This is a genomic window from Amycolatopsis sp. NPDC059021 (assembly GCF_042739895.1).
Classification (GTDB): domain Bacteria; phylum Actinomycetota; class Actinomycetes; order Mycobacteriales; family Pseudonocardiaceae; genus Amycolatopsis.
Map to the genome: position 1 here is coordinate 25,042 of NZ_JBHYIQ010000088.1, position 18,832 is coordinate 43,873.

At 69.6% G+C, this 18,832-nt stretch carries 15 protein-coding genes and 1 tRNA gene; 8 read left to right on the top strand and 8 right to left on the bottom strand.

The features are described 5' to 3' along the window. Positions 1-95: 95 nt before the first annotated feature. The 5 genes from ACFWX1_RS36615 to ACFWX1_RS36635 form a co-directional block, all read right to left on the bottom strand. A complete protein-coding gene (locus tag ACFWX1_RS36615; protein WP_378394392.1) occupies positions 96-1,343 on the bottom strand; it encodes a beta-ketoacyl-[acyl-carrier-protein] synthase family protein in 1,248 nt (415 codons plus the stop codon). 59 nt (positions 1,344-1,402) lie between these two features. Then, complete coding sequence (locus ACFWX1_RS36620) at positions 1,403-1,648, bottom strand: acyl carrier protein (RefSeq protein ID WP_378330584.1); 246 nt, start codon at positions 1,646-1,648, stop codon at positions 1,403-1,405. Positions 1,649-1,716: 68 nt separating this feature from the next. After that, positions 1,717-2,703, bottom strand: coding sequence for a beta-ketoacyl-ACP synthase 3 (locus ACFWX1_RS36625; RefSeq protein ID WP_378394393.1), 987 nt, complete (start codon positions 2,701-2,703; stop codon positions 1,717-1,719). After that, entirely contained in the window at positions 2,700-3,629 is a 930-nt protein-coding gene (locus tag ACFWX1_RS36630) for an ACP S-malonyltransferase (RefSeq protein WP_378394394.1), read from the bottom strand. Before ACFWX1_RS36630 ends, ACFWX1_RS36625 begins: the two co-directional genes overlap by 4 nt. 156 nt (positions 3,630-3,785) lie before the next feature. Further along, a complete protein-coding gene (locus tag ACFWX1_RS36635) occupies positions 3,786-5,000 on the bottom strand; it encodes a PucR family transcriptional regulator (protein WP_378394395.1) in 1,215 nt (404 codons plus the stop codon). A gap of 140 nt (positions 5,001-5,140) precedes the next feature. Here ACFWX1_RS36635 and ACFWX1_RS36640 point away from each other — a divergent pair, with 140 nt between their 5' ends. The 3 genes from ACFWX1_RS36640 to ACFWX1_RS36650 all read left to right on the top strand — a co-directional run bounded on the left by ACFWX1_RS36640 (position 5,141) and on the right by ACFWX1_RS36650 (position 8,497). Continuing rightward, positions 5,141-6,052, top strand: a complete 912-nt coding sequence (locus ACFWX1_RS36640) for an ABC transporter ATP-binding protein (protein ID WP_378394396.1) — start codon at positions 5,141-5,143, stop codon at positions 6,050-6,052. Continuing rightward, the gene (locus tag ACFWX1_RS36645) at positions 6,049-7,275 is read left to right on the top strand and encodes an ABC transporter permease (RefSeq protein WP_378394397.1); all 1,227 of its coding nucleotides are present in this window, start codon (positions 6,049-6,051) and stop codon (positions 7,273-7,275) included. The genes ACFWX1_RS36640 and ACFWX1_RS36645 overlap by 4 nt, the downstream gene beginning before the upstream one ends. 484 nt (positions 7,276-7,759) lie before the next feature. Beyond that, the gene (locus ACFWX1_RS36650) at positions 7,760-8,497 is read left to right on the top strand and encodes a hypothetical protein (RefSeq protein ID WP_378394398.1); all 738 of its coding nucleotides are present in this window, start codon (positions 7,760-7,762) and stop codon (positions 8,495-8,497) included. A gap of 60 nt (positions 8,498-8,557) precedes the next feature. Here the strand turns inward: ACFWX1_RS36650 and ACFWX1_RS36655 are convergent, their stop codons facing one another. Beyond that, positions 8,558-11,791, bottom strand: a complete 3,234-nt coding sequence (locus ACFWX1_RS36655; RefSeq protein ID WP_378394399.1) for a S8 family serine peptidase — start codon at positions 11,789-11,791, stop codon at positions 8,558-8,560. Positions 11,792-12,084: 293 nt separating this feature from the next. On the opposite strand from ACFWX1_RS36655, the gene ACFWX1_RS36660 reads away from it, so the two are divergent. Further along, entirely contained in the window at positions 12,085-12,294 is a 210-nt protein-coding gene (locus tag ACFWX1_RS36660) for a hypothetical protein (protein ID WP_378394400.1), read from the top strand. A gap of 97 nt (positions 12,295-12,391) precedes the next feature. Beyond that, positions 12,392-13,036: a nicotinamide riboside transporter PnuC gene (locus tag ACFWX1_RS36665; RefSeq protein WP_378394401.1), complete on the top strand. Its 645-nt coding sequence runs from the start codon at positions 12,392-12,394 to the stop codon at positions 13,034-13,036. Between the two features lie 136 nt (positions 13,037-13,172). Here the strand turns inward: ACFWX1_RS36665 and ACFWX1_RS36670 are convergent, their stop codons facing one another. Both ACFWX1_RS36670 and aceE read right to left on the bottom strand, forming a co-directional pair. Next, the gene (locus tag ACFWX1_RS36670; RefSeq protein WP_378394402.1) at positions 13,173-14,384 is read right to left on the bottom strand and encodes an alpha-hydroxy-acid oxidizing protein; all 1,212 of its coding nucleotides are present in this window, start codon (positions 14,382-14,384) and stop codon (positions 13,173-13,175) included. A gap of 70 nt (positions 14,385-14,454) precedes the next feature. Continuing rightward, entirely contained in the window at positions 14,455-17,250 is a 2,796-nt protein-coding gene (gene aceE / locus ACFWX1_RS36675; RefSeq protein WP_378394403.1) for a pyruvate dehydrogenase (acetyl-transferring), homodimeric type, read from the bottom strand. 403 nt (positions 17,251-17,653) lie between these two features. Here aceE and ACFWX1_RS36680 point away from each other — a divergent pair, with 403 nt between their 5' ends. The 3 genes from ACFWX1_RS36680 to ACFWX1_RS36690 all read left to right on the top strand — a co-directional run bounded on the left by ACFWX1_RS36680 (position 17,654) and on the right by ACFWX1_RS36690 (position 18,731). After that, positions 17,654-18,082: a DUF3052 domain-containing protein gene (locus tag ACFWX1_RS36680; protein WP_378394404.1), complete on the top strand. Its 429-nt coding sequence runs from the start codon at positions 17,654-17,656 to the stop codon at positions 18,080-18,082. A gap of 73 nt (positions 18,083-18,155) precedes the next feature. Then, positions 18,156-18,617: a peroxiredoxin gene (locus ACFWX1_RS36685; protein ID WP_378330598.1), complete on the top strand. Its 462-nt coding sequence runs from the start codon at positions 18,156-18,158 to the stop codon at positions 18,615-18,617. Positions 18,618-18,659: 42 nt separating this feature from the next. After that, positions 18,660-18,731 (top strand) — tRNA-Val (locus tag ACFWX1_RS36690). Positions 18,732-18,832 lie beyond the last annotated feature (101 nt).

Below are 18,832 nucleotides of genomic sequence, written 5' to 3' on the forward strand. Positions count from 1 at the left end.
CCCTGTTTTTTTGCTCTGGGCGCTGTCCATCTCCACTGCGGGCGTCGCGTCGTTTACCCCCTCTTCGTCGGATTCACAACCCCCCTTCAGCTCTCTCAGGCCTGGGTGACCAGCAGGGCGACGTTGTGGCCGCCGAACCCGAACGAGTTGCTGATCGCGGCGCCGAGCTCGACCTTGCGCGGTTCGCCCTGGACGACGTCCAGCTGGACCTTCGGGTCGAGATCGGCCAGGTTGAGCGTCGCGGGCACGATGCCGTGGTACAGCGCCAGGATCGTGGCGATGCCCTCGACCGCGCCGGCACCGCCGACGAGGTGACCGAGCGCGCCCTTCGGCGCGGTGATCACCGGGTGGTCGCCGACCGCGTTCTTGATCGCCGCCGCTTCGCCGACGTCACCGACGACGGTCGACGTCGCGTGCGCGTTGACGTGCCCGATGTCGGCGGGCGAGAGCCCGGCCATCTTCATCGCCGCGCGCATGGCCGCGATCTGGCCGATGCCCTCGGGGTGGTTGCCGGTGATGTGGTAGGCGTCGGAGGTGATGCCGTGCCCGGCCAGCGTCGCGTAGATCCGCGCGCCCCGTGCCCTGGCCCGGTCCGCCCGCTCCAGGACGACCACGCCGGCGCCCTCGCCGAGGACGAACCCGTCCCGGTGGGCGTCGAACGGCCGCGACGCGGCGGCCGGGTCGTCGTTGCGGGTGGACACCGTGCGGGCCTGGGCGAAACCGGCCAGCGTGATCGGGTGGATGCACGCCTCGGCGCCACCGGCCACCACGACGTCGGCCCGCCCGGACCGGATCATCTCGACCCCGGCGGCGATGCCCTCGGCGCCCGAAGCACACGCGGAAGCGGGCGAGTGCACCCCGGCCCGCGCCTTCAGCTCGATGCCGACGTGCGCGGCGGGACCGTTGGGCATGAGCATCGGCACGGTCAGCGGCGACACCTTGCGGATGCCGTGCTCGTTCAGCAGATCGTGCTGGTGGAGCAGCGTGACCGGGCCGCCGATGCCGGTGCCGATCGCCACGCCGAGCCGCTCGGGCTCGACGTCGGTGTGCTCGTCGGTCTGTTCCGCGAAACCGGCGTCGGCCCAGGCCTGCCGGGCCGCGATCAGCGCGATCTGCTCACAGCGGTCCAGGCGCCGGGCCTGCACCCTCGGCAGGATCTCGGACGGTTCGACCGCCAGCGGGGCGCCGATCTTGACCGGCAGGTCGATCTTCTCGGCCCACTCGGCCTCGATCGTGCGGACCCCGCTCTTCCCGGACAGGAGACCGTCCCAGGTGGACGCGACGTCCCCGCCGAGCGGGGTGGTGGCCCCCAGGCCGGTGACCACGACGTCGTTGGTGCTCATGGAGAACTCCCCAAGGTCGGCTCCGGACCGGGCGGGCCCCGATCCGGGTACGAAAGGCCTCAGTTCTGGTTGGCGGACACGTAGTTGACCGCGTCGCCGACGGTTTTCAGGTTGGCGAGCTCGTCGTCCGGGATCTTGACGCCGAACTTGTCCTCGGCCTGCACGGCGATCTCGACCATCGACAGCGAGTCGATGTCCAGGTCGTCCACGAACGACTTCTCGGTGGTGACGTCGTCCTGAGCCACACCGGCGACCTCTTCGACGATCTCGGCGAGGCCGGCGAGGATCTCAGTGTTGTCAGCCATGGGGTTGTTCCCTTCTCGGTGTTCTTTCGTGTGCCCCGCGGGCACGGCGCCCGCGGGGAAAGTATCCACTAGGGACAGACGAACGCCTGGCCCGCGTAGGAGAGTCCGGCGCCGAAGCCGACGGCCAGCACGAGGTCGCCGGATTTCACGGTGCCCGCCTTGCGCATGTGGTCCAGCGCCAGCGGGATCGAGGCCGACGAGGTGTTGCCGGAGTACTTGATGTCGTCGGCGACGACCATGTCCTCGCGGGCACCCTTGGCACGCAGCTTCTTCGCGATCGCCTCGACGATGCGCAGGTTGGCCTGGTGCGGGATCAGGACGTCCACATCGGACGGATCGAGCCCGGCCGCGGCCAGCGCCTGCAACGCGATCGGCGCGATCTGCGTGGTCGCCCACCGGAAGACCGACTGGCCCTCCTGGTAGATGTACTTGTGGTCGCGCATGTAGATCAGGTCGACCAGCTCACCGGCGCTGCCCCAGACGACCGGGCCGATGCCGGGCTCGTCGGCCGCGCCGACCACCGCCGCGCCCGCGCCGTCGGCGAAGATGATCGCGTTCGCGCGGTCGGTCGGGTCGACCGAGTCGGTCAGCTTCTCGGCGCCGATCACCAGCGCCTTCTTCGACGAACCGGCCTTGATCAGGTCGGAGGCGACGCCGAGGCCGTAGCAGAACCCGGCGCACGCGGCGTTGAGGTCGAACGCGCCGGGGTTCGGGATCCCGATGCGGGCGGCGACCTGGGCGGAGGCGTTCGGGATCAGCGAGGGCATCGTGCAGTTCGGCAGGATCACGGTGTCCACTTCGGACGGATCGACGCCGGCGTCGGCCAGCGCGGCCGTGCCCGCCGCGACGGCGAAGTCGACCAGCAGCTCGTCCTTCTCGGCGAAGCGGCGCTCGATGATGCCGACGCGGTCACGGATCCACTGGTCGCTGGTGTCCATGATCTGCGACAGGTCGTCGTTGGTGACGATCTTGTCCGGTTGCGCGCTGCCCACGCCGAGGATGCGGGTCCCGGTGGTGCCCTGCGGCCGGCGCAGGGTGGGGCGAGGGTCGGTCACTGAGCGTCCTCCTGGCGCTGCTGCACCGCGGCGAGTTCGGCGGGCGACTTCAGCGCGGTGGTAGTGGTCACGACGCCCTTGAGCTGCCGCTTGACCAGCCCGGTCAGCGTGCCGGCGGGCGCGAGTTCGAGGGTGCTGGTCACGCCGAGGGAGACCAGGCCGTCCATGGTGAGATCCCAGCGCACCGGGCGGGTGACCTGCGAGACGAGGCGCTCGAGGTACTCCGCGCCGCTGGTGACCACCGCGCCGTCGGCGTTCGACAGCAGGGGGCGCGTGGGGTCGGCGGGGCTCAGCTCGACGGCGTACTTGCGCAGGGTCTCTTCGGCGGGCGCCATGAAGTGCGTGTGGAACGCGCCCGCCACCTTGAGCGCACGGATCTTCGTGCCCTCGAGGGGATGGGCGACGATGCGCTCGATGGCGTCGGCCGCACCGGAGGCGACGATCTGCCCGGCGCCGTTGCGGTTCGCGGCGGCCAGGCCGTGATCGGCCAGCCAGGCGGTGACCTGCTCGGGATCGCCGAGCATGACCGCGGCCATCGAGGTCGGTTCCAGCGCGCAGGCCTTCGCCATCTCCGCGCCGCGGACAGCGGCCAGCGCGACCGCGTCGGCCTCGGACAGCACCCCGGCGATCGCGGCCGCGGCGAGCTCGCCGACGGAATGCCCGGCGACCGGGGCGTCGCTCGGCACCGGGGCGGTGCGCCGCAGCTGGTCGAAGGCGAGCAGCGAGAGCGCGACGATCAGGGGCTGCGCGACGGCGGTGTCCTGGATTTCGTCGGCCTCGGCTTCGGTGCCCAGCCGGATCAGGTCGAGCCCGGAGCGGGCGGACCAGTCTTCGAGCAGCGGGCGGGCGCCGTCGAGTTCGAGCCAGGGCGTGAGCATGCCGGGGGCCTGTGACCCCTGGCCGGGAGCGAGGACTGCGACTGTCACCCCTCAAGACAACACTCCGGTGCCCCTTCGCGGGGATGTCGACGCTCACCAAGTCCTGCCGACGTTATTGGAGGAAACCTCCAAAGGCACACGGAGGATCGCCGCGCTTAACCCGGAAGCCTTGTCGGGTTCAACCACCTTTCGCTATGAAGTCGGTCACCACAGGCCGCGGCCGCGGGCGAGGCGGCCGACGGTCAGCGCGATCCGCAGCACCAGCGCGTCGCGCGGGTCGGTGGCGTGCCTGCCGGTGAGTTCGGCGGCCTTCCGCAGCCGGTACCGGACGGTGTTCGGGTGCACGAACAGGGTGCGCGCGCACGTTTCCAGCACGCCGCCGCTCTCCAGGTACGTCTCGACCGTGCGCTGGAGCGCGGGCCCCGCCTCCTCCAGCGGCCGGGCGATCTCCTCCACGAGCAGCCGCTCGGCCTCGGGGTCGCCGGACAGGGCCCGTTCGGGGAGCAGGTCGTCGGAGCGGACCGGGCGGGGCGCGCCGGGCCAGCCGACCACCGCGCGCAGCGCGGAAAGCGCCTCGGACGCGCTGTGGTGCGCCTCGGCGAGCGAAGGCACCGTCGGCCCCGCGACGACGGGGCCGTCGGCGAAGGCGATCGACATCTTGGCGAGGATTTCCCGCTCCTTGATCCCGCCCTCGGTCGGCCCGCCGATGACGACGACCAGCCGCGAGCCCTGCACCGAAAGCAGCACCGGCCTGCCCACCCGCGCGGCCCGGCTGCGGACCTCGAACACGACGGTCGGCGGATCCTCCGACGGCGGGTTGCCGACCAGGACGGTCGCGGCGGCGGCCGGGTCCCAGCCGAGCGCGGCCGCGCGGGAGAGCACGGCCTCCTCGGCGTCGCCGCGGACGATCCCGTCGACGACCAGCGCCTCCAGCCGTGCGTCCCAGGCACCCCTGGCCTCGGCGGCCGCGGCGTAGGAATTCGCCGCGGCGAAGGCGATTTCCCTGCCGTAGCGCAGGATTCCCTCGATCAGGGCGGCGCGTTCGGTCTCGTTCGCGGCGAACTCGGGCAACTGCTCCTCGAACACCTCGATCGCGAGCCGCACCATGCCCACGGCCTGCCGCAGGCTGACCCAGCGGGAGAGCTCAGCGGGCGCGTCGCGGAAGGCGTCGGTGGTCAGCCGCAGCGACTCCTTGTCGTCGCGCAGCCAGGCGACGAACCCGGACGCGCCGGTCTGGGTGATCAGCAGCACGCTGGCACGCTGGTCGGCGGGCAGCCGGGCGAACCAGGACAGCCGCTGTTCCATCACCGCGACGCTCGCGCTGGCGAGCCGCCCGGAGGCGTGCTCCAGCCGGCTGAGGGTCTTCGCGGACAGGCCGTGGTGTTTCGCCACCCGGCGTCCGGTGTTCGTTTCCGCCATGACCGGTCGATCCTACGGGGACGACTCATCCGCAACTTTCGGCGGCGGATCCGCAACCGGAGTCGGTAGGCGGGTCGGTCGCGGTCTCTCTACTATCCGTAACCAGGGGAAACAGGAAGACACAGTGGGGAGAGAACACCGTGCGAGAACCCGGGCTGGAGATCGACGCGATCTCCAAGCGCTACGGCGACGTCGTCGCCCTGCGTGAGATGACCTTCTCCGTGCGGCCCGGCGAGCTTTTCGGGTTCGTCGGCAGCAACGGCGCGGGCAAGACCACGACGATGCGGATCGCGCTCGGCGTGCTGGCCGCCGACTCCGGCGCGGTGCGCTGGGCGGGGGAGCCGGTCACGCACGAGACGCGCAGGCACATCGGCTACATGCCGGAGGAACGCGGGCTGTACCCGAAGATGAAGGTGGCCGAGCAGCTGACCTACCTCGCGAGGCTGCACGGGATGTCCGCTGCCGCCGCCCGCGCGTCGGCGGAGGAATGGACGGAACGGCTCGGCGTCGCCGCCCGTCGCGACGACGAGGTGCAGAAGCTGAGCCTGGGCAACCAGCAGCGGGTCCAGCTCGCCGCGGCGCTCGTGCACGAACCGCGGATCCTGGTGCTGGACGAGCCGTTCTCCGGGCTCGACCCGGTGGCGGTGGACGTGATGAGCCAGGTGCTCAAGGAGAAGGCCGCCGAGGGTGTCCCGGTGGTGTTCTCCAGTCACCAGCTGGATCTGGTGGAGCGGCTCTGCGACCGCGTCGGCATCGTCCGAAGTGGACAGATGGTGGCCAGCGGCACGGTGACCGAGCTGCGCGCGGGCGGCACCGTGCGGCTGCTGATCGACGCCCCGGCGGCGCCGGACGGCTGGGCCGACGCGCTGCCGGGCGTGAAGGTGCTGGGCAGGGACGGCACCGTGACCGAGGTCGAACTGGGTGACGGTGCGGACGACCAGGAAGTGCTGCGGGCGGCGCTGGCGACCGGCCCGGTCCGCGAGTTCGCCCGCAAGCAGCCGTCTCTGACCGAATTGTTCCGTTCTGTCGTGACCCAGGAGGTGGCGGCATGACCGCGCCCGTTTCCGGCCCGGATGTCCGGATGAGCCCGCTGTCCGCGGTCGGTCTCGTGGCGTCTCGCGAGATCGGCACCCGGTTCCGGTCCAAGGCCTATCGCGTCAGCACGGCGGTGATGCTGCTGCTGATCGTCGCCGCGACGATCGTGGTCAAACTGTTCAGCGGCGGCAGCGGCGCCGATGCCACGGTGGGTGTCCTCCCGGCCACTTCGTCGCTCGCGGCTCCGTTGGAGGCGAGCGGGAAGACGCTGGACGAGAAGATCGCCACGAGCACGGTGCCGGATGAGGCGGCCGGCCGGGCGAAGGTGGCCGACGGCTCGCTGGACGCTTTGCTGACCGGTGCCGCCGGCGGCAAGCTCCAGGTGGTCGTCAAGAAGGACATCAACGGGAAACTGAAGAACGTCCTGAACGTGCTCGCCGGGCAGGTCGCGCTGAATCAGCAGATCACCGGTCTGGGCGGGGACCCGGCGAAGGTGAATGCCGCGGTCGCGGGTGCGACGGTGGCCGTTTCGCCGATGGAGAAGCCGTACGACTACGACGGGCAGCAGTTGTTCCTCGGCATCGTCACCGGGATCCTGATCTATCTGTCGCTGATGATCAACGGGCAGAGCGTCGCGCAGGGTGTCGTCGAGGAAAAGACGTCGCGAGTCGTGGAGTTGTTGCTGTCGACGATCAAACCGTGGCAGCTGATGGCGGGGAAGGTGCTCGGCATCGGCACGGTCGGGCTGGTCCAGATGCTGTTGATCGGCGTGGTCGGGGTGGTTTCCGGCCGGGCGACGGGGGCGCTGGACCTGTCGATTTCGGCGGCGGTCGGGACCGTGGTGTGGCTGGTCGTGTGGTATCTGCTCGGGTTCTTCATGTACGCGATCGTGTTCGCCGCACTCGGTGCGCTGGTTTCGCGGCAGGAAGACGTCGGCGGGGCGACGATGCCCGCGCTGATGCTGGTGATCGCCGGATATCTGGTCGGTATTTCGGTGCTGCCGAGCGATCCGTCGAACAGTTTCGCGGAGGTGCTTTCGATCATTCCGGTGTTCGCGCCGACGGTGATGCCGATCCGCCTGGCGATGGGCGGTGTCCCGGTCTGGGAAGCCGTCCTTTCCATCGCCTTGGTGATCGCCCTGATCCCGGCGCTGATCTGGCTGGCCGCGCGCATCTACCGCAACGCCGTCATGCGCACCGGCGCCAAGGTCAAACTCCGAGACGCCCTCCGCGCCGCCTAGTAGACCAGTCCCGGACGCTTCACCCACACGACTATCACCCGCCACCATCGCCTCCCCGCGGTAACCCTCCGCGGGGAGGCGAAACGCAAACCCCAGGTAAAGAAACAAGCCAAAAAAGCCGAAAGACGTTCACAGTCAACAACCAGGCAAACGTCTCGCCATAAAAGCCGGGACGCCACGAGACCACCGCGACAAACGAACGGATGGTGACCACAACGGGGGGTCCGGGGGGCGAAGCCCCACCCGGCGGGGCCTGGGGTTCGACCCCAGAAAATACTGTCGAGGCCGCCCGGCGCTGAGCGGTTTTCGCTGCGCCGGACGGCCTCGTCTCCCCGGTCCCCACCGGTAGTTCAAGTATGGATGGCGTTGATCTTCCGGCGCTAGCCGACTCACTCGATCGTGGAACTCCCGAGTTGCCGGGCCCCTCTCGCTGATCAACGATCCACGCAGCGAATGTGCAACGAATCGGCGGGAAGGAGTTGTCGTGGGCCAGCAGCTCAAGGACGGGCTCGGGCAGGCATGGGGCCTGGTCGCGACGTTCGTTCCGAAACTGATCGCTTTTCTGATCATCCTGTTCATCGGGTGGCTCATCGCGAAGGGCATCGCGAAGGCGCTGGAACTGGTGCTCGGGAAACTCGGTTTCAGCAAACTGATCGAGAAGACCGGCCTGACCCGAATGCTGGGGCAGGCGAACGTCGATGCCGCCGGAATCCTGGTCAAAATCGTCTACTACTTCATTCTGCTGATCGCGCTGCAGCTCGCGTTCGGGGTGTTCGGGCCGACCAACCCGGTGAGTCAGCTGCTCAACGAGATCATCGCGTTCCTGCCGCGGGTGGTGGTGGCGCTGGTGCTGATCATCGTGGCGGCGGCGATCGCGAACGTGGTCCGCGGCGCGGTGACGGGTGCGCTGGCGGCGCGGCCTGCCGGGCGGTTGCTGGGCACGGTCAGCTACTGGCTGATCATGGCGTTCGGCATCATCGCGGCGCTGGGCCAGGTGAACATCGCGACGGCGATCACGGGGCCGATCCTGATCGCGGTGCTGGCGACGATCGGTGGTGTGATCGTGGTCGGGTTCGGTGGCGGGCTGATCAAGCCGGCGCAGGAGCGGTGGCACGGCTGGCTGGCGAATCTGCAGGGGCAGGTGGGCAAGCCGAAGCAGCAGCCCACGGTCGGTTCGGAGACGCCGACGCCGCCCGCGGGGATTCACCGGCTGGACGAGTGATGCTTCCCGTGTGGGCCCGGTGGTCGAGGAAGACACCGGGCCCGCGCGGGGCACCAGTGGTCACTTCAGGTTGTAGGCGTTGATGATGGTCTGCTCGGCGGTGTTGCCGTAGCGGTCGGCGGCCTTGGCACGCAAGGACACCGTGCTCGCGCCGGTGGGGTGGTGCAGCAGCGCGACCCCGTTGGCGAGGACCGGTGCGGTGGTCCAGACGACGCCGCCGTCGTAGGAAACCTCCACACTGAGGTGTTTCGGCGCTTCGCCGGTGTCCGAGCCTTGTGGCCAGTACGCGAGCGGAACCAGGTACGGACGCCCCGCCGGCGCGGAATTGTCCGCGTCGAGATCGGGAGTGAAGCGGATGACGCCGACGGGAAGCCGTTCCGGGCCGTCGGTCTGCCGGGAGCCGAACGTCCAGGCGGAGCTGACCCGGCTGCTGAGACCGGCGGCGCCGCTTCTGCTCGCTTCGGTGGTCAGCCGGTAGGTGCCCGGCTCGGCCGGGACCGTGAACTGACCGTATCCCGGCCGCGATGTCCGGCCGATTTCCTTGCCGTCGCGGTACAGCACGGTGCTGGCGGAGTCCACTGTGGAGTATCCAGCGTTGCCGTCCGCGTCCCCGAAGAGCGGCACCTGCGCCGAGATCGTGTCGCCGGTGCGGGAGATCCACAGCGCCGGGTCCAGTGCGGGCGGCAACGCCGGGCCGAACACGGCCCGGTTGAACGTCTGCCAGTACGTCCGGCCCGTGGTGAAGACCCGGCCAGGTGAGACGAGCCGGGTTTCCCCGTCCTCCAGCGTGGAATGCCAGGCGATGTTCTCGGTCGTGTAGTACTCGGTGGTGGTGGCGGGCAACGGGAAGCGCCGGGTCAGCGGCCAGCTGCCGGGCCCGTCGCGGAATCGCGGGGCCGGGTACACCATGCGGGCGCCCTCGCGTCCGGCCGCCGGGGTGGCCAGCTCGGCATGGACGGTCGCGAGTTCCGCCTTGGTCACCACGCGGGTGAAGCCGGTCGGGATGCTGCCCTCGCGCTGCCAGGCGAGCCCGTAGAAGTCGCCGTTGGCCGCCTCCCACTGCGTGCTGACCTGGGACAGCAGCTCGGCGGACGGCAGATCGGGGCCGAGCTGTGCCACCGAGAACCCGTCGAGGCCGCCGAAGTACGTCCAGCGCACTTTGACCGAGCGTTTGCCCACCCGGTTGAAGCCGACTTCGCCCACCCCCAGCTGTGCCGAGGGGTCGGGCGCCGTGATCTTGACCGGCCTCGCCGCTCGCGCGTCGAAGTCGACCGTCAGGTTCCGGTCCACGTTCAGTGTGGGGAGCACGAGCCAGGCCATCCGGTAGTCCGCTCCCCAGATCGCGGTTTCCGCCACGTACTGCCCCTTGGGCAGCCGGAGGGTCGTGCTGCTCTCCGCGCGGGGAAGGTAGTAGTTCTTCGGGCCGTCGAGGGACGCGATGATGGCGTCGTTCGACTTCGAGGGAGCGCCGTCGGTGCCGAAGTGGTTGAACGTGACGTCGAAGGTCTCCGGCTCGCGGTTGAGGGAAACGGGGGTGCGCAGCGTGGTCAGGGCCGAGGTCGCGACCACTGTCCCGCCGTACGCGCCGTCGGCCGATGCGGACGTGGCGTCACCCGACAACGTCACGGTGCGCTCCGCGCCGGCGGGCACAGTGACGCGGGCGGGTTCGACCGAGAAGACGCCTGGCGCGGGTTTTCCGTCCGGGCCGGTGCCGGACACCGTGAGGTCGAGGGTGACTTCGGCCGTCCCCGCGTTGCGGTAGGAGTACGCCCGGTGGAGTGCTCCGCCGTGGTGCGGCCATGGCTGCACGCCGAGGTCGACGCTGCCCGGTGTGGTCGACAACGTCTGGTCGAGTGCGTTCGCGATGTCGACGCGACCGGAACCCTGCTCGAAGACCGTTTGCCCTGCTTGGGGTTTCGCGGACGCGGTGAGCGCGGCCTTCAGCTGCGACCCCGTCCAGTCCGGATGTTTCTGCGCGAGGATCGCCGCGGCTCCCGCGACGTGCGGCGTGGCCATCGAAGTCCCGGATTCCGCGACGTAACCGTCCTCGCCAGGGGGATCGTCGTGGCTTTCGGCGGCCTTGGCCGCGACGATTCCGACGCCTGGCGCGGTGATGTCGGGTTTGACCGCGCCGTCGGGGCGACGCGGGCCTCGGCTGGAGAACGGCGCCAGGATGTCGTCGCGATCGACCGCTCCGACGGTCAGAGCCGCTTCGGCGATACCGGGGGAGGTGAGCGACTCTTCGAGGGGGCCACCGTTGCCCGCGGCGACCACGAACAGCGTGCCGCGGCCTGCCGAGAGGGTGTTCACGGCCTCCACGACCGGATCGAACGCCGGGGTGACGGTGGCGACGAGGCTCATGCTCACGATCTTGGCGCCCTGCTCGGCTGCCCACTGGACCCCGAGCAGGATACTGACATCAGTGCTCATACCGTTGTCGCCCAGCACCTTGCCGTTCATGATCTTCGCGCCGGGTGCGATGCCCCGGTACTTGCCGCCCGACTTCGCGCCGGAGCCCGCGAGGATCGAGGCGACATGGGTGCCGTGCCCGAACCGGTCGACGGCGTCGGGCGCCGGGGTGAAGTTCTTTTCCGCGACGACGCGCCCGGCGAGGTCCGGATGGGTCTTGTCGACGCCGGAGTCGAGCACCGCGACCGGCACACCCTCGCCGGTGAGCCCCGCTTTCCAGGCGGTGGGCGCACCGATCTGCGCCGCGCTGCGGTCCAAAGTGGCCTTTCGCGGGCCGTCCAGCCAGACCCGGGTGTACTCGCCGGTGCTCGCCGTCCGCCAGAACGAGGACGCGGTGTTCTTGGCGGCGGAGACGGCGACGCCGTGGATGACCGGCAGGTCGGCGGTGACCCGCGCGCCCGCGGCGGAGAACGGCCGGGACGTGTCGGCCGGCACGACGATCAGCGGCACGTCCGGGCGGGCGGCGTCGTCGTAACCGGATTCGACCAGCGTGGTGATGTCGAAGAGCCGCTCGTCGAGCTTGCCCGCGGCGAGCAGCGGGCGGGCGTCCTGCGGGACGACGCGCAACCGGGGGCCGTCCTGGTAGGTGGCGAACGCGACGCGCTCGCGGCCGGGAGCCGGGCGCAGCGTGGGCGGGGCGCCATCGGGGAGGACGACCTGATCCCCGGTGACGAGGGTGACGGTATGGGAAGATCCGTTGCCGGGGTTCGGTTTCCCGACGGGCGCCGCGGTGCCGGGCGGCGTGGCGACCATGGTGCTCGCGGCGATGATCAGTGCCGGAAGGGCTTTGTTCCAGCGTCTTCTTCGTGCAGGCTCGATGCGCACGTGCCACCTCCGAAGTCCGGAACTCTCCTGGAGTGCCCGGGACGATGCGCAGTCGAGCGGGCACTGGCGGTGTCCGTCTTGCGGGGGCGACGGTAGCGGCACCTTTCGTTGCGCGACAAGCTTTCCCGCGCAATTTGTCGGGTGATGAGTGGCCGGTGCACAAGCTGGTCCGATGGGACGAGGGGTGGTTACGGCACTGTGGCGGTATCCGGTGAAGTCGATGCGCGGCGAATGGTTGCGCGAGGCGAAGTTCGGCGAACGCGGTGTCGACGGCGATCGGCTCTACGCCGTCCGTGATCCCGACGGCAAGTTCGGCAGCGGGAAGCACACGCGGCGGTTTCGCCGGATGGCCGGGCTCGACCGGTTCGCCGCGCGGCGCGGACCTGCCCCCGGCGCGCGGGCTGTTCAAGACCATCGTGACCTGCAACGAGCGGATGCTCGGTGTGCACGCGCGGGTCGTCCGCGGTGGCGTGGTCCGTGCCGGTGCCCGGGTGACCGGCTGACTTCCCGTCTCACCATCCGGGTGTTCCGCGCCTCACAGTCTCTGGGGAATGCCGCCGCGGGGGAGCATGTTGGGAGCGGTAGACGGAAGGGGCGTTCGTGGACTTCTTGCTGCACCACGGGATCACGGTGTTCGGCCAGTGGATCTCGATCGCGGAGCTGGCCGGTCAGCTGTTCGCGCTCGCGGTGGTCTTCCTCGCGCAACGTCGCACATTGTGGACATGGCCGGTGCAGGTCGGCGCCACCGTGTTGCTCTTCGCCGTGTACACCTCCGCGCACTTGGGCGGGCTCGCCACGCGTCAGCTCGCCATCCTCGCGATCTCGATCTACGGCTGGTGGGCGTGGTCGCGGCACAACGACCCGGTGTTCGGGATCGTGGTCCGCAAGGGCAGGCTCGCCGAGCGGCTGAGCATGATCGCCGCGTTCGCCGTCGGTACCACCGTGATGGCGCTGGTCCTCGACGCGCTGAACGCCTCCTGGGCGCCGTGGCCGGATGCCGCGCTGTTCATCGGGACCCTCGTCGCCTTCGCCGCGCAGGGCCTCGGGCTCGTCGAGTTCTGGCTGGTCTGGCTCGTCGTCGACGCCATCGGCGTGCCGCTGCAGATCTCCTCGGGCCTGTACTTCTCCGCCGCGATCTACGTCGTGTTCGCCGGGCTGGTGATCCACGGCTGGTGGAGCTGGAACCGGTCGGCGAAGCAGGTCCGCGCCGCCCGCACCGACAAGGCCCTGACCCCCTCGAACTGACGATCTCGCGTGATCAGAGACGTAACTCGCGTGATCAGACGGAGAACTCGCGTGATCGGACGCGGCACTGGTCCAATCACGCGAGATCTCCGTTCAAACACGCGAGTTACGCGTTCGATCACGCGAGGACGCCGGTTCAGCGCAGGGTGACGTGGGTGGGGCGGAGGTCGTCGACGGCGCGGACGCCCAGAAGCTGCATGGTGCGGATCAGTTCGGTGCGGAGGATGTCGACGCAGCGCTGGACACCGCGTTCGCCGCCCGCCATGAGGCCGTAGAGGAACGCGCGGCCGATCAGCACGGCGTCGGCGCCGCTGGCGATCGCGGCCACGATGTCCCCGCCCGACAGGACGCCGGTGTCGAGCCAGACCTCGGCGCTGGTCTGGATCTCGTCGCGCACCGCGGGCAGCAGTTCGAGCGGGGTCGGGGCCCGGTCGAGCTGGCGGCCGCCGTGGTTGGACAGCAGCACCGCGTCGGCGCCGTGCTTGACGACGTCGCGCGCGTCCGCGACGTTCTGGATGCCCTTGACGACGAGCTTGCCCGGCCAGGTCTGCCGGACCCAGTCGAGGTCGTCGAAGTTCAGCGTCGGGTCGAAGAGCTTGTCGAGCAGCTCGGCCACGGTGCCGCCGAAATGGTTCAGCGACGCGAAGCTCAGCGGCTCGGTGGTGAGCAGGTTGAACCACCAAGCCGGGTGCATCGCGCCGTCGAGGACGGTCTTGAGCGTCAGCGCGGGCGGGATGGTGAGCCCGTTGCGCACGTCGCGCAGCCTGGCACCGGCGACCGGGGTGTCCACGGTCAGCATCAGCGTGTCGTAGCCCGACTCCCAGGCCCGATTCATCAGATCTTCGCCCGCGCCGTGGTCATGCCAGACGTAGAGCTGGAACCACTTGCGGGCACCCGGCGCCGCCTCGGCGAGGTCCTCGATCGACGTCGTCGCCATCGTGGACAGCCCCATCGGGATGCCGTTGCGCTCGGCGACGCGACCCACCGCGCGCTCGCCCTCGTGCTGCATCATCCGGGTGAAACCGGTGGGGGCGAACGCGAACGGCAGCGCCGAGCGCTTGCCGAGGATCTCCCTGCTGGTGTCCACATCGGACACTCCGCGCAGGATGTTGGGGTGGAACTCGACGCGGCGATAGGCCTGCCGGGCGCGGCGGAGGCTGTCCTCCAGTTCGGCGGCGCCGTCGGTGTAGTCGAATGCCGCGCGCGGGGTGCGCTTGCGGGCGATCATCCGCAGGTCGGCGATGGTGTGCGCGTTCGCAAGGCGCCGGTCGGTCGGGTTGAGCACGATCGGCTTCGGGCGCAGGATCTGCTTGAGCTCGCTCGGCCGTGGCAGCTGGCGCTTCGTCACAAGAGCACCTCCGTCTACAAGGGGACCCGGCAGACATCGGATGTCTGCCGGGTCCCTTTCTAGCACTAGATCACGCGTTGCCGGAGTCCGAGGTCTGCGGGCCGGCGGCGGAGACGTCGTCGATGCGGTACTTCCGCGTCGCCTCGATCACCTTGTCGCGGGCGATCTCGCCGCGTCGCGCGAGCGCGGTGAGCGCGCCGACGGTGATCGACTCGGCGTCGACCAGGAACTTCCGCCGCGCGGCCGGGCGGGTGTCGGAGAAACCGAACCCGTCGGTGCCCAGCGTCAGCATGTCGGTCGGCACCCACGGGCGGATCAGGTCCGGCACCGCGCGCATCCAGTCCGACACCGCCACGACCGGCCCGTTCACGCCGGACAGCTTCTCCGTCACGTACGGCACGCGCGGCGAGCTGCCCGGGTAGAGCAGGTTGTCGTGGTCGACCTCGACGGCCTCGCGGCGCAGCTCCGTCCACGACGTCGCCGACCACACCGCGGCCCGCACGCCCCACTCCTCGGCCAGCAGCTTCTGGGCCTTGAGCGCGTCCGGCATCGTGACGCCGGAGACCAGGATCTGCGCCTCGGGACCCTCGCCCGCTGGGGCGTCCGCGTACTTGTACAGGCCCTTGAGCAGGCCCTCGACGTCGAGGTTCTCCGGCTCGGCCGGCTGCTGGTACGGCTCGTTGTAGATCGTCATGTAGTAGAACACGTTCTCGCCGTTGCCGTCCGGCCCGGATTCGCCGTACATCCGGCGCAGGCCGTCCTTGACGATGTGCGCGATCTCGAACGAGTAGGCCGCGTCGTAGGCCACCACCGCCGGGTTGGTCGCCGCCAGCAGCAGCGAGTGCCCGTCGGCGTGCTGGAGACCCTCACCGGTCAGCGTGGTGCGGCCCGCGGTGGCGCCGAGCACGAACCCGCGCGCCATCTGGTCGGCCGCGGCGTAGAGGCCGTCGCCGGTGCGCTGGAACCCGAACATCGAGTAGAAGATGTAGATCGGGATCATCGGCTCGCCGTGCGTGGCGTACGAGGTGCCGACGGCGGTGAACGACGCGGTCGAGCCCGCCTCGTTGATGCCCTCGTGCAGCAGCTGGCCCTTCTCGGACTCCTTGTACGCCAGCATCAGGCTCGCGTCGACCGAGGTGTAGGTCTGCCCGTGCGGGTTGTAGATCTTCGCCGTCGGGAACATCGAGTCGAGGCCGAACGTGCGGGCCTCGTCCGGGATGATCGGCACGATCCGCTTGCCGATCTCGGAGTCCTTCGCCAGCTCGCGGACCAGCCGGACGAACGCCATCGTGGTGGCGACCTCCTGCTTGCCCGAGCCCTTGCGGATGCCCTCGTACACCTTGTCGCCGGGCAGCACGAGCGCCTTCGCGGCCTTCGGGCGCCGCTCGGGCAGGAACCCGCCGAGCGCCTTGCGGCGGCCGAGCATGTACTCGATCTCCGGCGAGTTCTTGCCGGGGTGGTAGTACGGCGGCAGCTTCGGGTCGCGCTCGAGCTCCTCGTCGCTGATCGGGATGCGCTGGGCGTCGCGGAACAGCTTCAGGTCGTCGAGGGTGAGCTTCTTCATCTGGTGCGTGGCGTTGCGGCCCTCGAACGCCGGGCCGAGGCCGTAGCCCTTGATGGTGTGCGCCAGGATCACCGTCGGCTGGCCGTGGTGCTCCAGCGCGGACTTGTAGGCCGCGTACACCTTGCGGTAGTCGTGGCCGCCGCGCTTGAGGTTCCAGATGTCGGCGTCGGAGAGATCCTTGACCAGGTCCTTCGTGCGCGGGTCGCGGCCGAAGAAGTGCTCGCGGACGAAGGCGCCGTCGTTGGCCTTGTACGTCTGGTAGTCACCGTCCGGGGTGACGTTCATCAGGTTGACCAGCGCGCCGTCGCGGTCGGCGTGCAGCAGCGAGTCCCACTCGCGGCCCCAGATGACCTTGATCACGTTCCAGCCCGCGCCGCGGAAGTACGACTCCAGCTCCTGGATGATCTTGCCGTTGCCGCGCACCGGGCCGTCGAGCCGCTGCAGGTTGCAGTTGATCACGAAGGTCAGGTTGTCCAGGCCCTCGCCTGCGGCCACGTGGATCAGGCCGCGCGACTCCGGCTCGTCCATCTCGCCGTCGCCGAGGAACGCCCAGACGTGCTGGTCGCTGGTGTCCTTGATGCCGCGGTCGCGCAGGTAACGGTTGAACCGGGCCTGGTAGATCGCGTTCATCGGGCCGAGGCCCATCGACACGGTCGGGTTCTCCCAGAACTCCGGCATCAGCCGCGGGTGCGGGTACGACGGCAGGCCGCCGCCCTCGCCGGCGTGCGAGTACTCCTGGCGGAAACCGTCGAGCTGCTGCTCGGACAGGCGGCCCTCGAGGAACGCGCGGGCGTAGACGCCGGGGGAGGCGTGGCCCTGGATGAAGATCTGGTCGCCGCCGCCGGAGTGGTCCTTGCCGCGGAAGAAGTGGTTGAAGCCGACCTCGTACAGCGCCGCCGAGGACGCGTACGTCGAGATGTGGCCGCCGACGCCGACGCCGGGCCGCTGCGCGCGGTGCACCATGATCGCGGCGTTCCAGCGGATGTACGCGCGGTAGCGGCGCTCGATCTCCTCGTCACCGGGGAACCAGGGTTCGTTCTCCGTCGGGATCGTGTTGACGTAGTCGGTCGACGTCAGCGCGGGCACCCCGACATGCCGCTCCCTGGCGCGCTCCAGGATGCGCAGCATCAGGTACCGGGCGCGCTGCTGACCACCCCTGGCCAGCGCCTCGTCGAAGGAGTCCAGCCACTCGGCCGTCTCCTCCGGGTCGATGTCGGGCAGGTGCGCCGCGAGTCCGTCACGGATGACGCGTACGCGTGCCGGGGTCTCCTTGCCGGAGGCGCCGTCGTTCTGCGGGGCCAAGGGGTCTCCTTGTGAAACGTTGTAGCTGGGTCGTGCTCGTACGTGGGGTGTTCCGACTTTTATCGTCGTCGCCGTTTCCGCTCCCGTCACCTCTACTCGTCGGTAACGTTCGCCGACCCGGTCTCACCACTCCGCGCGCGCCGTTGTATCGCGCGCGCGTTATTCCTCCCCACCCTAGGACAGGGGCTCCGGGAGGGTCGCAGAGCGGTCCCTTCGGGGTCGCCCGAAGCGCGTCACACGTCCTCCTGACGTGACACGAGTTGCCAAAGATCCGGTGTGGACGGTTGCGCGCAGCGCCGCGCCAGTGTTCGCTATCTCCAACCGTGTAGCCGAGTGTGGTGGCCGCGAGGTCCGCGCAGCGGATGGGCCGCCACGCTCCATCGTAGTTGGAGGAGTGAAAGCAGTGGTCGCCGCGGGAGACGCTGAGCAGCGCAGCGTCGCCGAAAGGCTTGGCATCAAGCCCGACATGGTGGTCCAGGAGATCGGCTGGGACGAGGACGTCGACGACGACGTTCGCGCGGCGATCGAGGAGCAGATCGGCGGGGAGATCCTCGACGAGGAAGCCCAGGAGGTGATCGACGTCGTCCTGCTCTGGTGGCGGGAGGACGACGGTGACCTCGGCGACGCCCTCATCGACGTCCGGACACCCCTGGAGGAGAACGGCGTGATCTGGGTGCTCACCCCCAAGACGGGGCAGCCGGGACACGTCGAGCCGAGCGAGATCGCCGAGGCGGTGTCCGCGGTAGGCCTCGCGCAGACCGCCAACGTCAGCGTCGGATCCGACTGGATCGGAGTCCGGCTGGTGTCGCCGAAGTCGCAGTCCAAGCGGTGAGCACCGTCGCCAGAAGCCGACACGATAGGGTTGACTTCGCAGGCACGTGTTCGCCATGGAGAGGAAGCGCGGTATGACCGTCGAGGTCGGTTCGCAGGCCCCTGACTTCACGCTCAACGACTACAACAAGCAGGCTGTCACCCTGTCGTCGTTCCGTGGGGACAAGCCGGTGCTGCTGGTGTTCTACCCGTTCGCGTTCAGCGGCATCTGCACCGGCGAGCTGTGCCAGCTCCGCGACGAGTTCGCCGACTACGACGGCAAGGGCGTCCAGGTGCTCGGCGTGTCCGTCGACACCCCGTTCTCGCTCAAGGCGTGGGCCGAGCAGCAGGGCTACCAGTTCCCGCTCCTGTCGGACTTCTGGCCGCACGGCGAGGTCGCCAAGGCCTACGGCGTGTTCAACGAAGACGCCGGGCTCGCCGTCCGCGGCACCTTCCTCATCGACACCGAGGGCGTCGTCAAGTTCGCCGAGGTCAACGCGCCCGGCGAGGCACGCGACCAGCAGGCTTGGAAGAAGGCCGTGGCCGAACTGGCCTGAGTCTTCCCGGCGGTCCGCCCTTCGCGGGGCGGACCGCCTTCAGGGCGCATAGCTCAGCGGGAGAGCACTCGGTTTACACCCGAGCGGTCGTAGGTTCGAACCCTACTGCGCCCACGCTGTTCGGGGGGGGGGGGGGGCCGCGCGCCCCGCGGGGTGTAGGGCCCCCGGGGGGATTAAAAAAATCAAAGACACCCAAACACAGGGGCGAGCTGTGT

Coding starts and splice junctions, on each gene's coding strand:
- ACFWX1_RS36635 (WP_378394395.1), bottom strand. CDS start 5,000: ATGGCGGAAACGAACACCGGACGCCGGGTGGCGAAACACCACGGCCTG.
- ACFWX1_RS36620 (WP_378330584.1), bottom strand. CDS start 1,648: ATGGCTGACAACACTGAGATCCTCGCCGGCCTCGCCGAGATCGTCGAA.
- ACFWX1_RS36685 (WP_378330598.1), top strand. CDS start 18,156: ATGACCGTCGAGGTCGGTTCGCAGGCCCCTGACTTCACGCTCAACGAC.
- ACFWX1_RS36615 (WP_378394392.1), bottom strand. CDS start 1,343: ATGAGCACCAACGACGTCGTGGTCACCGGCCTGGGGGCCACCACCCCG.
- ACFWX1_RS36645 (WP_378394397.1), top strand. CDS start 6,049: ATGACCGCGCCCGTTTCCGGCCCGGATGTCCGGATGAGCCCGCTGTCC.